The organism is Mycobacterium botniense (assembly GCF_010723305.1).
Classification (GTDB): Bacteria; Actinomycetota; Actinomycetes; order Mycobacteriales; family Mycobacteriaceae; genus Mycobacterium; species Mycobacterium botniense.
Genome location: NZ_BLKW01000004.1, coordinates 1210782 through 1226026, shown reverse-complemented (window position 1 = coordinate 1226026; position 15245 = coordinate 1210782). Strand labels below are relative to the sequence as shown.

At 67.6% G+C, this 15245-nt stretch carries 12 protein-coding genes; 2 read left to right on the top strand and 10 right to left on the bottom strand.

Going from position 1 to position 15245, the window contains the following annotated elements; translation table 11 throughout:
• Positions 1–363 precede the first annotated feature (363 nt).
• Positions 364–702: a hypothetical protein gene (locus G6N08_RS15640; RefSeq protein WP_163758765.1), complete on the bottom strand. Its 339-nt coding sequence runs from the start codon at positions 700–702 to the stop codon at positions 364–366.
• Between the two features lie 150 nt (positions 703–852).
• Here G6N08_RS15640 and G6N08_RS15635 point away from each other — a divergent pair, with 150 nt between their 5' ends.
• Positions 853–1191: an RNA polymerase-binding protein RbpA gene (locus G6N08_RS15635; RefSeq protein WP_163758763.1), complete on the top strand. Its 339-nt coding sequence runs from the start codon at positions 853–855 to the stop codon at positions 1189–1191.
• Between the two features lie 71 nt (positions 1192–1262).
• Here the strand turns inward: G6N08_RS15635 and G6N08_RS15630 are convergent, their stop codons facing one another.
• Genes G6N08_RS15630 through G6N08_RS15620 form a run of 3 tightly spaced genes read right to left on the bottom strand, consistent with a single transcriptional unit; the run spans position 1263 to position 5843 of the window.
• Complete coding sequence (locus G6N08_RS15630; protein WP_163758761.1) at positions 1263–2057, bottom strand: polyprenol monophosphomannose synthase; 795 nt, start codon at positions 2055–2057, stop codon at positions 1263–1265.
• Positions 2054–4171 carry an apolipoprotein N-acyltransferase gene (gene lnt, locus G6N08_RS15625; protein WP_163758759.1) on the bottom strand — a complete coding sequence of 706 codons (2118 nt, stop codon included), beginning with the start codon at positions 4169–4171 and terminating at the stop codon, positions 2054–2056. The genes G6N08_RS15630 and lnt overlap by 4 nt, the downstream gene beginning before the upstream one ends.
• Positions 4164–5843 carry an amidohydrolase gene (locus tag G6N08_RS15620; RefSeq protein ID WP_163758757.1) on the bottom strand — a complete coding sequence of 560 codons (1680 nt, stop codon included), beginning with the start codon at positions 5841–5843 and terminating at the stop codon, positions 4164–4166. Before G6N08_RS15620 ends, lnt begins: the two co-directional genes overlap by 8 nt.
• A 115-nt stretch (positions 5844–5958) precedes the next feature.
• Between G6N08_RS15620 and G6N08_RS15615 the strand changes: the two genes are divergently transcribed.
• Positions 5959–6666, top strand: coding sequence for a dienelactone hydrolase family protein (locus tag G6N08_RS15615; RefSeq protein ID WP_163758755.1), 708 nt, complete (start codon positions 5959–5961; stop codon positions 6664–6666).
• 39 nt (positions 6667–6705) lie between these two features.
• On the opposite strand, the gene G6N08_RS15610 is transcribed toward G6N08_RS15615, so the two are convergent.
• From G6N08_RS15610 to mtnA, 6 genes are all read right to left on the bottom strand, one after another.
• Positions 6706–7089 (bottom strand): PPOX class F420-dependent oxidoreductase, encoded by a 384-nt coding sequence (locus G6N08_RS15610; RefSeq protein ID WP_163758753.1) that lies wholly within the window; start codon positions 7087–7089, stop codon positions 6706–6708.
• Between the two features lie 38 nt (positions 7090–7127).
• Positions 7128–8495: a cytochrome P450 gene (locus tag G6N08_RS15605; RefSeq protein ID WP_163758751.1), complete on the bottom strand. Its 1368-nt coding sequence runs from the start codon at positions 8493–8495 to the stop codon at positions 7128–7130.
• A 215-nt stretch (positions 8496–8710) separates the two neighbouring features.
• Positions 8711–12307 (bottom strand): cobaltochelatase subunit CobN, encoded by a 3597-nt coding sequence (gene cobN, locus G6N08_RS15600; protein WP_163758749.1) that lies wholly within the window; start codon positions 12305–12307, stop codon positions 8711–8713.
• Positions 12308–12335: 28 nt separating this feature from the next.
• Complete coding sequence (mtnC, locus tag G6N08_RS15595; protein WP_163758747.1) at positions 12336–13061, bottom strand: acireductone synthase; 726 nt, start codon at positions 13059–13061, stop codon at positions 12336–12338.
• Complete coding sequence (locus tag G6N08_RS15590; RefSeq protein WP_163758745.1) at positions 13058–13633, bottom strand: 1,2-dihydroxy-3-keto-5-methylthiopentene dioxygenase; 576 nt, start codon at positions 13631–13633, stop codon at positions 13058–13060. Before G6N08_RS15590 ends, mtnC begins: the two co-directional genes overlap by 4 nt.
• Before the next feature lies 1 nt (position 13634).
• Positions 13635–15236, bottom strand: a complete 1602-nt coding sequence (gene mtnA / locus G6N08_RS15585; protein ID WP_163758743.1) for an S-methyl-5-thioribose-1-phosphate isomerase — start codon at positions 15234–15236, stop codon at positions 13635–13637.
• Positions 15237–15245: the final 9 nt, after the last annotated feature.

The window sequence follows — 15245 nt, the reverse complement described above, 5'->3', positions numbered from 1 at the left end:
AAGGACGTTGGTGGTGAGTATCGCCAACTCCGCCAGGATTACCAAACCTTCCGATGTTCTCGGCTTTCTCCCTGAGCAGGCCGCGCCGCGCAGAGAAACAGCCACCCGCTGGGTGGCCGGGCGTGTGCGGCCGACTCGCCCGCGGCCCGGCAGTCCATGGCGCGACTGTACCTGTGAGCGGTGGCGGCCGGACAGCCGCGTCGCGTCCGGTGTGGTCAGCCGGGCACGGCGGCCCAGGTCGGCGCTGCGGGTGCCGGCCCGGAGTCTCAGCACACCCTCCTGGACTTCGGCCCCCTGCCAACCGCGCCGTTCGACCACGACTCACGCCATTGACGGGGCTTGGTACGGGTCGGGGCGCCGCGCTCAGCGCCACCCGTCTGCAGCCCGGGCTGCCCGGATCAACACCGCACACAGATGACGAAGCTCGGACGGTCCAGCCCCCTCGTCAAGTGCTGTGGCAACGTCCTCTGCTGCGCATCGTACCTGGTAAACCCGGTCTGCGAGATCGGCCGCCTCAGTGGCTGAGAGCACCACCGCGTCGGGCGACAACGATGTCGATTTGGCCCCGGTGATCAACGCCCGTTGCTCGTAGGCCCGCTGTCGGCAGGCCTGTCGGCAGTACTGGCGGCGGCGGCCTCTGCCGGTATCTGTCACATCACGACCGCACCAACGGCACGGCTGCCGGCGCGTTCGGCGAGTCACAGGTGTCGACTTTAGTCGGTTACCGGCTCCGATCCCGGTATCATGAGAGGTCGCGTCATATCCGGAACTAGGCAGCTCGTCGCGAACGTTGGTAACCGCGAAGAGACCGTGAACAGAATGGGACCGAGAAATTCGGAGGAGTAGGGGTCGATGGCTGATCGTGTCCTGAGGGGCAGTCGCCTCGGAGCCGTGAGCTACGAGACTGACCGCAACCACGACCTGGCGCCGCGTCAAACTGCCCGGTACCGCACCGACAACGGTGAAGTGTTCGAAGTCACATTCGCCCACGACGCAGAGATCCCCAGCACGTGGCTGTGCCGCAACGGCATGGAAGGCGTCCTGATCGAAGGTGACCAGCCGGAACCCAAGAAGGTCAAGCCACCGCGGACGCACTGGGACATGCTGCTCGAGCGACGGACGATCGAGGAGCTTGACGAACTGCTCAAGGAGCGTCTCGAAATCATCCGGGCACGCCGCCGCGGCAGCTGAGCATCGGCGCTTCGGTCTGAACCACCGGGTGGGTGTGGGGGTGAGCCGGCGCCCTCAGCGGCGAGCCGGCGCTAGCTGAGATCGTCGGCGCGGACAGCGCGGCCCCGAGTCAACCGCCCCTCGATCCCCCATCGGGCCACTTTGACCAACGCTTCCCGAATGTTCGAACCGCTCATCTTGGACACCCCCAGTTCACGTTCGGTGAACGTGATGGGCACTTCGACGACCGCGAAGCCGTTGGTCACCGTGCGGAACGTCAGATCGATCTGGAAGCAGTAACCCTTGGAGTCCACAGCGTCGAGGTCGATGGTCTCCAACACTTCGCGGCGGTAGGCGCGATAACCGGCGGTCACGTCGTGGACGTCGATGCCGAGGAGCAACCGCGAATAGGTGTTCGCCGTCTTGGAGAGCGCCCGGCGGCGCCAGGGCCAGTTGCGCACCGCTCCGCCGTCGACATAGCGCGACCCGATGACCAGGTCTGCTCCGGCGTCGACGGCGTCCAGCAGCCGGTGCAGCTGTTCCGGCGCATGACTGCCGTCGGCGTCCATCTCGACCAGCACCGTGTAACGCCGGCCCAGCCCCCATGCGAAACCCGCGAGGTACGCGGCGCCTAAACCGTCCTTGGTGACGCGATGCATGACGTGCACCCGGTCGGGGTCGGCCTCGGCCAACTGGTCTGCCAGCTGGCCGGTGCCGTCGGGGCTGCTGTCGTCGACGACCAGCACGTGAACATCGGGACACGCCCGGTGCAGCCGGTCGAGGATCAACGGCAGGTTCTCGCGCTCGTTGAAGGTGGGAATGATCACCAGGGTGCGCTGGCTGGGACGACTGCCCTGAAGTCGGGACGCCGACTGGCCGGTGGTCATGTGGCTCCTCTGTGTCGCCCGGCCGAGTGTCGGCCGCCCTCCTCGGGTGGGGTGTCGTCCTCGGGTGCGGTCTGGTGCCCGGTTTCGCCGAGCAAAACCTCCGGCTCCCCTGCGCCGGAGGACTTATCGTCCCCGGATCCGGCGGACGGCGCATCGGACTCGTCCACGGACCGGAACCGGCGGCGATTCAAGCGCGGGAACCACCTATTGTGCCGTACCGCGACGAGGAGGGCTGCGGCACCCGAAACCACGAGCAACCCCTGCCCCGCGGGGCCCCACCGGCCGGCCGGCGTCAACGTCGTCTTGAGCCGCACCTGGGTGTCCAGGTACGTGGGCACAAAGAACTGAGTACGGGCCAGCTCACGGCCATCCGGAGCGATCACGGCGCTGATACCGGTGTTACTGGCGACGATCACATACCGGTCGTTCTCCACAGCGCGGATCTTGGAGAAGGCCAGCTGCTGTTCGCTCATCGTCTGGTTGAAGTTGGCGTTGTTGGCCGGCACCGTGAGCACCTGCGCACCGTTGCGGACCGACTCTCGCAGCGCGCGATCAAACACCACTTCCCAGCAGGTGGCGACACCGATGGGGATGCCCGCGGCGCGTACAACACCAGTACTTTCACCAGGCACGATATTGCTTGCCATGTCGGCGAGCGCGGTCAGGTGGCGGAAAAACCCGCGCCAGGGCAGATACTCGCCGAACGGCTGCACGATCTGTTTGTCGTGGCGGTCGGCCGCGCCGGTCCGCGGATTCCAGACAATCACCGTGTTGCGGTAGGCCGGTTTGCCGGCATTCGTGCCGGGAACATCGGTCAGCGCGCCAACCAAAATCGGTGCGCGGATCGCATCGGCGGCAGCGGTGATCTGCTGCGCGGCGTCGGAATTGAGCAGCGGATCGATTTCGGTTGCGTCTTCGGGCCAGACGACGAATTGAGGCTGCGGCGCGACACCGGCGCGGATGTCGTCGGCGAGCCGAAGGGTCTCCCGCACATGGTTACGCAGCACCGCCAGGCGCTGCGCGTTGAAGTCAAAGCCGAGTCGGGGCACGTTACCTTGCACCGCCGCCGCCGTCACGCTGGGATCATTGCCTGACCCGATCCCCGAACGCCGCGCCTGTGGCCAGACGATGATGCTGAGCAGCAGCACGACACAGATGCATAAGCCCGGCAGCACCACCGCCGGCGGGGGACCTGCATCAGCGGGCGCGCCGGAGCCGCTCGCGATCCGGGGACCCCGCCGCCACCAGGACACGATCTCCAACGCGATTGCGGTCACACTGCAACCGATCAGCACGATCGCCGTCGAGAGCAGCGGAACACCGCCCAACCGCGCCAGCGGCAGAAACGGGCCGTCGGTTTGTCCCTGCGCGACCACACCCCACGGGAATCCCCCAAACGGCACAGTGCATTTCAGCCACTCCTGCACCGCCCACAGCAGGGCGAACCAGATCGGCCAGCCGGGCAGCCGCCGCACCACCACGGCCGACAGGCCGAAAATTCCCGGGAACACCGCGCACAAGGCCACCAATGCCACCAGCGGCACCGCGCCGACGAGGGTGCCGATCCAGGGCAACAATGACAGATAAAACGACAGCCCACACAAATAGCCGTAGCCAAATCCGCCGGCCACCGTGGTAGCCGGCCGAGTCAGCACCCAGGACAGCAGCGCAAAGGCCACCACCGCAGCCCACCACCAGTTCACCGAGGGGAAACTGGCCCGAAGCAGCGCACCGGCGCCAAGCGCCGCAGCCAGTCGCGGTGAGCGTCTCAGGGTGGCTTTGCCCAGCCGCGGCAAGCTGCTCAGCAGCACCGTGCGCAGCCACGCCAGGATCACACTGCCGAGGCGGGACAATCCCATCCGAACCGCCCCGGCGAGCAGAGCGGTCGCACGCGGAGCGGTCCGCGCGTCGCGGGACGCCTCCTCGGTGGCTCCTCGTGTCCGCGCATCGGGGGGATCGCCGATATCGTGCTCAAGGTCTGTCTGCCCATCGATGCCTTCGTCATCGGCTGCGACGGTGAGAGCGCCGGTGTCGTCGTCACCGACCACCGGCAGAATCTCGGTGATCTCGTCGCGCCGGGGTGTGCGGCGCGGCCAGCCGGTCTCGTCAGCCATAGATGACGAGTCCCCCGCGGACGGTTTGCCGGCATCGCGGCAAGGCGTCGGCGGGCCCCAGCCGCGGTAATGCCGGGACCCGCGAACGCAGAGCAGCCGGCCCGCGCCGGCGAGCGTCCGCCCCACCACTGCGGCCCGGGCGGCTCACGCCGCTATGCTCCGCACCGCGATGGGCGGACACCTCCGCCAACCACGTTGGTGCGCCACTGTCGAGTTCCCCGATATCCCAAATGGCGTAGGACGCCGGTGCGCCGGGCGTCAGTGTGCCCGCCAGGGCGTCGCGGACCCCGGCGGCCCGCCAGCCCCCGCGAGTCGCAGCGGCGAACGCCGCCTGTGCTGATACCGCACTGCCGGGCGTGCGGTGATTGGCCGCCGCCCGCACGCTCGTCCACGGATTCAGATCAGTCACCGGCGCGTCGGAACCGAACGCGAGTGGCACGCCTTGCGATGCTAACAGCGCGACATTGTTGAGCCGGCTGGCTCGCTCGGCGCCCAGCCGGTCAGCGTACATCCCGTGCCGACCACCCCAGAGCGCATCGAAGTTGGGTTGCACACTGGCGATCACACCCCAGGCCGCCAGTTTGGCTGCCTGATCTGCGGTGACCATCTCCACATGTTCCAAGCGGTGCCCGCAGCGCGCGACAGCGGCCACCCCGAAAGCGTCGACCACCTGTTCTAAGGCGGTGACCACCGCCGAGACCGCGGCATCGCCGATGACGTGAAACCCGGCCGTGACGCCGGCTTCGGTACATGCGCGCAGGTGTGCGGTGATCGCCTCCGGGTCGAGGTAGCAGACACCGCTGCTCTCCGGCGAATCGGCGTAGGGTTCGTGCAGCCAGGCGGTGCGCGAGCCCAGTGCTCCATCGACGAACAGATCACCGGCCAGTCCGCGGGCACCGGTCTCGCGCAGCAGGTGGCGGGCGCGGCCCGGGCTGGTCACCGCCTCGCCCCAGTAACCGATCACCTCGACACGATGGCCGCTGTCGCGGACGCGCTGCCAGTCGTCGAGCCCGCCGATACCCGGGCCTGCGCATTCGTGCACCGCAACGATGCCGCACGCAGCGGCGGCGTCCAGCGCCGCGGTGCGGGCCTCTGCCAGTTGCCCGCCCGTCAACCGGCCGCGGGCCGCGGCCCGCACCAGCCGATGAGCCTCGCCGACAAGGGGCCGCTGGGCGGAGAAGCCGGCTGCTCCGGCCAATCCGGGCACCAAGCGGCGTAGCGCGCTGGACGCCAGCGCCGAATGCATATCGATACGGGCCAGGTAGCCGGGCCGGTCGCCGAGTACCGCGTCCAGCTCGGCGGTGCTCGGCGGTTCGTGTTCGGGCCAACGTGACTCGTCCCAGCCGTGTCCCCACACCGGCTGGCCGCGATGGGCGGCCGCGTAGTCGGCGACCATCCGCAGACAGTGGCGACGTGACGTGGCCGGCCGCAAATCCAGCCCCGTGAGAGTCAGGCCGGTGGCGGTGACGTGGATGTGGCTGTCGACGAAGGCGGGCGTGACAAACCCGTCGTCGAGATCGACGACCCGGGCATGGGGGAAGTGCGCGCGGCCGGTGTTATCCGCGCCCAGCCACACGACCACACCGTCGCGCACCGCCATCGCGGTGGCGTCAGGATGAGATGAGCTGTATATCCGACCCCCCACCAGCAGCTCCACCGAATGCCGGGTCACAGTGCAACGTTACGGGCAGTGCTGACGGCGAACCCCCTCAGGCCGCATCAGCACGGACGACTATCACCGGGCCCCGGCTGCGGTCCTGTCCCACGCCCGGCTTAGATAGTGGATTATGACAGCAATCACCATCGACACGCCCGCCGGCCCGATCGATGCGGTGCTGGGCATCCCTGAAGGGCAGGGCCCGTGGCCGGGTGTGGTCGTGGTGCACGATGCCATCGGCTACGGCCGGGACAAGCAGCGGATCTCCGATCACATCGCCGCGGCGGGATATGTGGCGCTCACCCCGAACCTGTTCGCGCGGGGAGGATGGGCGCGCTGCGTCACAGCAGTCTTTCGGGATCTGCTGACCAGACGGGGCCGCGCTGTTGATGACATCATGGCGGCACGTGATCACCTGCAGTCGATGGCGGAATGCACCGGCCGTGTCGGCATCGTCGGTTTCTGCATGGGTGGCCGGTTTGCTTTAGTGCTGTCGCCAAAGGGTTTCGGCGCGTCTGCGCCGTTCTACGGCACACCGTTGCCCCGCAACCTCAGCGCGCTACTCGACGGGGCCTGCCCGATCGTGGCCAGCTTCGGCGCCCGTGACCCGTTGGGCATCGGCGCAGCCACCAAACTGCGGCAAGCTGCCCTGGAGAAGCACATCACCGCCGATATCAAGGTTTATCCGCACGCGGGGCACAGCTTCGCCAACAAACTCCCCGGTCAACCGCTGCTGCGAATCACCGGATTCGGCTATAACGAGATCGCTTCCGAGGACGCGTGGAGTCGCGTATTCGCGTTCTTCGCCGAACATCTGCGCACTGATGCGCCGCCCTAGCTGCGGGCGATGCCCCGCCAGCGCCGAGCCGCCGGCCCCTCAGTGCGCTGGCCTCAGCTCAAGCCCCACATTGTTGTCCATGCCGCCCCGCAGCTTGCTGAACAGGTTAAAGAGCCGACCGATCAGGCCGTACCGCTTACCGATGGCGTCGTAGACGGCCCCGTTGTATGACTTGTCCAAGATGGTCGCTGTGGCTTCAACCGCGGCGGACCGCGGGCGGCCACGCATATCGCAGGCGGCCAGCGTGACGCGGGGCGAGTTGCGGATCCGCTTCACCTTCCAGGACTTTTCGCCCGTGATGACCAGCAGCCGGTCGCCGTCGAGGGCGGCCCAGACGGGGGTCGGCTTGGGTCGGCCGTCCTTGGTGAACGTGGTCAACAAGATGTAGCGAGATCGAGCAATATCGGTGAAGCTGTCAGTCACAGCGCTAATCTAATCTCGCGCCGGCCGTGACAGTGGCATCAGGCGGCAACGGGGCGGTCCGTCACGAGCCGATGCACCACGACCCGCCCACCGTTTTTGGGCATGAACCCAAGGCCGCCGGTTCGCCACTTCTCGCCTGGAGCTGTTGTGGTTTCGATAGTGAAGTGCCGCAACACGGTTCGTAGCACGACGTTCATTTCCATCTTGGCGAAGGCAGCGCCCGCGCAACGCCGCGCCCCGCCGCCGAAGGGGATCCAGGCGAAGGTGGACGGTTTGCCGTCGATGTAGCGGCGCGGATCGAAGCGGTCAGGGTCGGGAAACTCGTCGGGGTTGGTGTGGCAGGCCGAGATGCTGACGACGATCGAGTAACCCCGGGGAATGACCCAGTCGCCGAGCTCAAACCCCGGGGCGGTGACCCGGCGGCCGGAGAAATCGATGACCGGCCTGGTGCGCTGCACCTCGTAGATCGCCGCATGGCGTAGCTCGTTGTCGGCGGTCTCGCATTCGGCCACCAGGGCGGACAGCACTTCGGGGTGGCGGCTCAGGCGTTCGAATACCCAGCCCAGCGTGGTGGCGGTCGTTTCGTGGCCCGCGACGAGCAGTGTTAGCAGGTCGTCGTGGATATCCTCGCGCGACATGGCTGAACCGTCGTCGTAGCAACTGCGCAGCATCAGCGCGAGGATGTCGGACCGATCCGCCAGGTGCGGATCGGCCTGTGCCGTGTCGATCAGTCTGTCGACGATCGTGTCGTACTTGCGCCGCCATTCCGCCAGCCGGCCCCACGGCGTGAAACGCCCGTAGTTTCGCGCCGGTTTCGGCAACGTCGCCAGCCGGGACGCCCACTTGGCCCACTGCGGGATCACCTGCCGCAGTTCGTCGAGATCGGCGCCCTGCGCGCCGAAAACCGCGCGCAGGATGACGTTGAGGGTGATCCGCTTCATCGAGGGCAGTGTCGGAAACGGCGTGCCCTCCGGCCAGCTAGCCACTTCGCGAAGCGTCTCTTCTTCGACGATGTCCTGGTAGTTTTTCATGTTCTTGGCGTGAAAGGGCTCAGCCAGAAATCGCCGCCGCCTGCGGTGATCGGCGCCGTCAAGTCCGAACACCGAACCCGGCCCCAGTAGCCGGCTGAGATTGGGTTTGATACTGCCGAGATCCTCGGGGCCGGCGGCGAAAACCTGCTTGGCCAGCTGCGGATCGACCACGACGACCAGGCGACCGAATACCGGCACGGTCAGCCGGAACGCGCTGCCGTATCGTCGTGCCAGCTGCCGAGTGACCCACCGCCGGGCAGCGAAGAACGCGATACCCTGCACTGGCCCGGGAACGATCCGCGGCGGACCCGGCGGCAATTTCGCCGCGGAATGTGTTGCCGCAGTTTGATTCTCGACGCTAACCGCTTTACCCATGGCGGGAAACCACCTCACGCGAAACTACCTCGTCGCCGGTAACGGGTGACCGACGCTACCCAACAGGGCACTGCACATGTGAAGTACCCGAGACCGTGCTCCGCCAACCGTCGGAGCATCCGCACCCCCGTCGGCCGTACCCGCATGGCGGTTTGCGGCGCTGGTCGACGGTATCCCCGCGACCCCGGGGGACCCGCTGGCTGGTGCGCGCCAGCTCACCCTTCCAGCTCGCCCTCGGTATGCAGCAACACCTGGCGCAGGCCGTCCACTGTTTCGCCCGGCGGGTTGGCCCACATGCCCCGGCTGACGGCTTCCAGCAACCGCTCAGCCATCCCGTGCAGTGCCCACGGGTTGGACTCGGCCAGGAATTTGCGGTTCTGCGCGTCCAGTACGTAATGCTCAGCGAGCTGCTCGTACATCCAGTCGGCCATCACGTGTGCCGTGGCGTCGTACCCGAACAAGTAGTCGACGGTAGCCGCCATCTCGAAAGCACCCTTGTAACCGTGCCTGCGCATGGCCGCGATCCAGCGGGGGTTGACCACCCGGGCACGGAAGACACGTGTGGTTTCCTCCGAGAGTGTGCGGGTGCGCACCGCATCGGGCCGGGTGTTGTCGCCGATATAGGCGGCCGGCGCCTGTCCGGTCAGCGCGCGCACCGTAGCCACCATCCCGCCATGGTATTGGAAGTAATCGTCGGAGTCGGCGATGTCATGCTCGCGGGTGTCGGTGTTCTTCGCCGCCACCGCGATGCGGCGATATTGGCGGTTCATATCCGCGCCGGCCTCCCGGCCGTCGAGACCACGGCCATAGGCGTAGCCGCCCCAAGCCGTGTAGACCTGGGCGAGGTCGGTATCGTCGCGCCAGTTGCGGCTGTCGATCAGCTGCAGCAACCCGGCACCATATGTGCCCGGCTTGGACCCGAAAATCCTTATAGTGGACCGGCGTTGATCGCCATGTTCCGTCAGATCGGCCTGGGCGTGGGCGCGCACGTAATTGTCGTGCTCGGGTTCGTCGAGGCCCGCGACCAGTTGCACGGCGTCGTCGAGCAGCGTGATGACGTGCGGAAACGCGTCGCGGAAGAACCCGGAAACGCGCACCGTGACGTCGATACGGGGCCGGCCCAGCTCTTCCAGCGGTATCGGCGTGAGATCGAGGACCCGGCGCGAGGCGTCATCCCAGATTGGCCGAACACCCAGCAGTGCAAGCACTTCGGCGACGTCATCGCCGGCAGTCCGCATCGCGGAGGTTCCCCAAACCGAAAGCCCGACTGAACGGGGCCAGTGCCCGTAGTCGCTGCGGTACCGCGCCAGCAGCGACTCCGCAAGTGCTACACCGGTTTCCCAAGCCAGCCGCGATGGCACGGCTTTGGGGTCGATGGAGTAGAAGTTGCGCCCGGTGGGCAAAACGTTGACCAGACCGCGCAGCGGCGAGCCCGACGGGCCGGCAGCGATGAAGCGCCCGTCCAGCGCGCGAAGGACCTGCTCGATCTCGGTGGATGTGCCCGCCAGCCGCGGGACCACCTGGGTGGCGGCGAACCGCAGTACCGCCGCAACTGCGGGATCGTCGGTGAGCTGTTCGACAGCGTCTGCGTCCCAGGCCCTTTGCTGCAGAGCTGTGAGCAGCTCCCGAGCCTGTGCCTCAACGCGGTCGACCGAGGTGCGCTCATCGCTGCCGTCCTCGGCCAGGCCCAGCGCCTGGCGCAGGCCGGGCAGGGACGTGGCACCGCCGAAGAGCTGGCGGGCCCGCAGGATCGCCAGCACCAGGTCGAGTTCGGCTTGTCCTGTTGGCTTTTGACCAAGAATGTGCAGCCCGTCGCGGATCTGAACGTCTTTGATCTCACACAACCAGCCGTCGATGTGCAGCAGCATCTCGTCGAACGTGTCATCTTCCGGCCGACCGGCCAGGTTGAGGTCATGGTCCATTCTGGCGGCCCGGATCAGTGTCCAGATCTCCTGGCGCACTGCAGGCAGCTTCGCGGGATCCAGCACGGCGATGGCCGCGTGTTCATCGAGCAGCTGCTCCAAACGGGCTATGTCGCCGTACGTTTCGGCGCGCGCCATCGGCGGGATGAGATGGTCGACCAGTACGGCGTGCGCTCGCCGTTTGGCCTGAGTGCCCTCCCCGGGATCGTTGACCAGAAACGGGTACACCAGCGGCACATCGCCCAGTGCGGCGTCGGGCGCGCAACCCGCCGAAAGCCCCAGCGTCTTTCCCGGCAGCCACTCCAGGTTGCCGTGTTTGCCCAGGTGCACGATGGCGTGGGCCTGGAAACTGTTGGGGAAACCGGTGCCCAGCCAGCGGTACGCCGCCAGGTAGTGGTGACTGGGCGGCAGGTCCGGATCGTGGTAGATCGCCACCGGGTTGTCGCCGAACCCACGCGGCGGCTGGATCATCACCACCACATTGCCGGCTTGCATTGCCGCGATCACGATTTCACCGTCGGGGTCGCGGCTGCGGTCGACGAACAGCTCCCCCGGCGGCGGCCCCCAATGCTCCTGTACTGCCGCGGCGAAATCAGCGGGCAAGGTAGCGAACCAGGCGCGATAGTCGCTGGCGCGCACCCGGATGGGGTTATCTGCCAGCTGTGCCTCAGTGAGCCAGTCGGGATCCTGACCACCATGCTTGATCAGGGCGTGCACCAGCGCGTCACCGTCTTGCGCGTCGACACCGGGGATGTCGCCGACCTGATATCCGTGCTCCCGCATGGCCTGCAACAGCCGCACGGCGCTGGCCGGGGTGTCCAGGCCCACCGCGTTACCGATGCGGGCGTGCTTGGTCGGGTACGCGGAGAACACGAGCGCCACCCGTTTTTCCGGATTCGGGATCCGGCGCAGCTGCGCGTGGCGTACCGCCAGGCCGGCGACCCGCGCGCAGCGTTCCGGGTCGGCGACGTAGGAAATCAATCCTTCATCGTCGATCTCTTTGAACGAGAAAGGAACTGTGATGATGCGCCCGTCGAACTCCGGCACCGCCACCTGACTGGCCACATCGAGCGGGCTGAGCCCGTCGTCGCTGGTGTGCCATTGCTGCCGCGGGGTGGTCAGGCACAATCCTTGCAGGATCGGAATATCCAGCGCCGCGAGATCTTCGACGTTCCACGAGTCGTCGTCGCCTCCGGCCGACGCTGTCGCGGGCCGGACTCCCCCGGCGGCCAGCACGGTGACGACCATCGCGTCAGCCTGAGCGAGCATCTGCAGCATGTCGGGTTCGGCGGTGCGCAGCGACGCGCAGTACACCGGCAGCGCGCGGCCCCCGGCGGATTCGATGGCCCGGCACAGCGCCTCAACGTAGCCGGTGTTGCCGGCGAGTTGCTGGGCGCGGTAGTAGAGCACCGCGATAGTCGGGCCGTCGACATCTGCCCGGGGACGCTGCAGCAGCCCCCAGCTCGGGGTGCGCGCCGGCGGGCTGAACCCCATGCCGGTCATCAGCACGGTGTCGCACACGAAGGCGTACAACTGGCGCAGGTTTTCCACGCCGCCGTGGGCCAGATAGACGTGGGCCTGCAACGCGATGCCGGCCGCGACGGTGGACCGCTGGGTCAGATCGGCGTCCGGGGCTTGTTCACCGCTGACCAGGATGGTGGGAAGACCGCTGGCCAGTACCGTGTCGATGCCGTGCTGCCAAGCCCGGTACCCGCCGAGGATCCGCACCACGACGACGTCGGCGCCGTCCAGCAGGCGGGACAGCTCCGTATCAGTGGCGGGGTCAGCCAGTCGTGCCGGGTTGGCCCACCGGTAGGTGGCGCCGCTCGCGCGGGCGGTGATCAAATCGGTGTCAGATGTTGACAGCAACAGCACGGTCGGGTCGGGCACCCGTCATTCGTACCGCACCAGCGCCGGATCAGCGACACCCGCCGGCACCGGGTCGGTGCTCACCCAGCGCCGACAGCACGTCGACCTCGGCGAAGGTGGTGACCCAGCGGTGCGGGGGCCGCGGCGGGTGAGGTTCGCCCGGGCGGGTCACGCCGAGCACCGACCAGCCCGCGGCCGCTGCGGCGTCGAGTTCGTCGGCGTGATCGGAGAGCAGCAGGATCTGCTGCCCGGACAGTCCGATGCTCCCGGCGATCCTGCGGTAGGAGGACACGTCCCGCTTGGGTCCGGCTGTGGTCAGGTCGAACCAGCCGCTGATCAACGACGCCAGCTCACCACCCCGGGCATGCGCAAACCAATCCTGTTGATTGCGAGCCGAACCCGATGAGTACACGTAGAGTCTTATGCCGGCGTCATGCCAGGAGGACAGCGCCGGCGGTACGTCGTCGAAGAATTCCCCACGCAGGTCGCCGCTGCGGAAACCCTCCGCGCAGATCAAACCCTGCGCGGTCTTCAACGGTTCGGCCTTGACATCCGAATCAAGCCAGCGGCAAAGGATTTCCGTTACCTCGGTTGCGTCGGCTTCGGGTCGTCCGGCCAGTTCGCGGGTGGCAGCTATCACCGAATCGGCTGGGCCGCAGCGGTTATCGGCCAGCCACCGGCCGAGGCGGGCTTTGGTGTAGCCGTAGAGGTTCTCGCGCACCGAGCGGGTCGGGCTGGTGGTGCCTTCGATGTCGAGGACGATCGCGGTGATCATGCCGCGACAAGCTCATCGAGCGTCGGAAACCGTGTGGCGATAGGGTCGCCGGTGAAGTCGCCGATCCAGCCGCCCTGCTGTTCAAAAAACCGGATCGCCACGAAATCGGGGCGCTCACCCATATCGAACCAGTGCCGTGTGGCGGCCGGCACCGACAGCAGGTCACCCTCTTCACACACCACCGCGACGACCTCCCCGGGCAGGTGCAGGTAGAAGCAGCCCCGCCCGGCGGCGAAGAACCGCACTTCGTCCTCGGCGTGACGGTGCTCGGAACGGAACGTGTCCCGGGCGGCCTTGGCGGTGGCCGCCCAGCCCGGGTCTTGGTCGTCGGGATGCAGCCGGGCCACGTCGATGACCCGGTAGCGTCCGCCGGCATTGAGTGCGCTGATCCGGTCGCCGTAGGCGTCCAGGATCTCGGCGGCGGACGCTGTTGCGGTGCGTCCCGGCTGCGCGGGCCAGCGGTCGAACCTGATTCCGCGGCCGGCTAATTCGGTCTCGATCTCGGCCGGGTTGTCGGTGCGCAGCCGCACATCGGCGGCTGCGCCGTCGGCCATCACCTGAAGCAGGGTCATCTCAATGCCTCCTGCTGTTCTTCGGGTGGGTGCTGATCTCGCGACGACCGGTCAAGGTGACCAGTTCGCAGATGGCCTCCAGGCATTCCGCGCGGTCGCGGGCCTGGGCCAGGCTGGCACCCCAGGCCGTGATGCCGTGCCCGGCGATGAACAGCACCGGCGGCGTGTCGGGGTGCCCGATCAGGTAGCGCTCGATATCAGCGCCGATGCGGCCGATCTCAGCGTGGTTGGTGAACACCGGGACGGCGACGGTTTCGTTTGCCGCAAGGCCCTTGATGAGCTCATAACCGCTGAACCGCAACACCGCGGGGGCGTCGATCGACTGGGTGGTGGCATGCGGCGGATGCACATGCACGACTGCCTGCGCATCGGTGGCGCGGTAGATCGCGGTGTGCACCGGGGTCTCCGCTGAGGGCGGTACCGCACCTGAAAGCTGTTGGGAGTCGGCGACAGTCACCGTCACGAGATCTCGGGTGGTGAGCTCGCCTTTGGACAGTCCGCTGCCGGTGATCAGTGCGGTCTGGCCGGTGCGGACCGAGATGTTGCCGGCGCTGCCCGGCATCCAGCCGCGCGCGTACAGTTCGCGGGCGATCTGCGGAATCTCGCCTGCCACACTGTGGTTGGCTGCGCCGACCACACCGTTTTCGGTGACGACTGCGGTCACCAGTTCCGGCGGGGTGACGTCGAAGGCGGGGTTGAATACCGCGGTGTCTGCCGGCGCGGTGGCCACACCGCCCAGCTGGGTGATTTCGGCCGCGGCGCGCTGCTCGACAACGATATCCCGGCCGTGCGTGGTGGCCAGATCCCGCGTGGATTCGGGGGCGACGACGATAAACGGGATACGGTGATGATGGGCCGCCAGGGCCAGGCCGTAGGTGCCGATCTTGTTGGCGACCGACCCGTCGGCGCTGATACGGTCCGCTCCGACGATCACGCAGTCCACCTGTCCGTCCGCCATTGCCCATGCCGCAGCGGAGTCGATGGTCAGCCGGTGCGGGATACCGGCCTCACGCAGCTCCCACGTCGTCAACCGGGCTCCCTGCAACAACGGGCGTGTCTCGGCGACCAGCACTTCGCCGATCGCGGCCCGCGCATGCAACACCTGCAGCGCCCCCAGCGCCGTGCCGAAACCCGCGGTGGCTAGCCGCCCGGTGTTGCAGTGGGTGAGGACCCGCAACGGCCGCCGCCGGCATAACCGCAGCACCAGGTCCGCCGCATGGCTGGCGGCGGCCCGGTCGACACGGCCAGCTTCGGCCAGCATCTCGAGGGCCTCGTCCAGCACCGCCTGGGCGCCCTGCGGCAGTTTGGCCACTGCGCGCTGTACCCCCCAGTTCAGGTTGGCCGCGGTCGGCCGCGCCGATGCGATACGCGCGGCCTCCAGCTGCACCTTCTCCGTATCACCGGCGTGCGCCAACGCCGCCAGTGCCACCCCGAACGCCCCCGACACCCCCAGCGCCGGAGCGCCCCGGATCGCCAGCGAGGTGATCGCGTCGATGAGCTCGTCGACCGTCGTGATCCGCAACCAGCGCAGCTGGTGCGGCAGCGCACGCTGATCGACGGTGACCAACGCACCGTCCCTCCATGCCATCAAGCTCTCAGCCATCGGCGCCGC

Excerpts from the sequence above, each read along its gene's own strand:
- G6N08_RS15615 (WP_163758755.1), top strand. The coding sequence starts at position 5,959 with ATGACAGCAATCACCATCGACACGCCCGCCGGCCCGATCGATGCGGTG.
- G6N08_RS15605 (WP_163758751.1), bottom strand. The coding sequence starts at position 8,495 with ATGGGTAAAGCGGTTAGCGTCGAGAATCAAACTGCGGCAACACATTCC.
- mtnA (WP_163758743.1), bottom strand. The coding sequence starts at position 15,236 with ATGGCTGAGAGCTTGATGGCATGGAGGGACGGTGCGTTGGTCACCGTC.
- mtnC (WP_163758747.1), bottom strand. The coding sequence starts at position 13,061 with ATGATCACCGCGATCGTCCTCGACATCGAAGGCACCACCAGCCCGACC.
- G6N08_RS15590 (WP_163758745.1), bottom strand. The coding sequence starts at position 13,633 with ATGACCCTGCTTCAGGTGATGGCCGACGGCGCAGCCGCCGATGTGCGG.
- G6N08_RS15635 (WP_163758763.1), top strand. The coding sequence starts at position 853 with ATGGCTGATCGTGTCCTGAGGGGCAGTCGCCTCGGAGCCGTGAGCTAC.
- G6N08_RS15630 (WP_163758761.1), bottom strand. The coding sequence starts at position 2,057 with ATGACCACCGGCCAGTCGGCGTCCCGACTTCAGGGCAGTCGTCCCAGC.
- lnt (WP_163758759.1), bottom strand. The coding sequence starts at position 4,171 with ATGGCTGACGAGACCGGCTGGCCGCGCCGCACACCCCGGCGCGACGAG.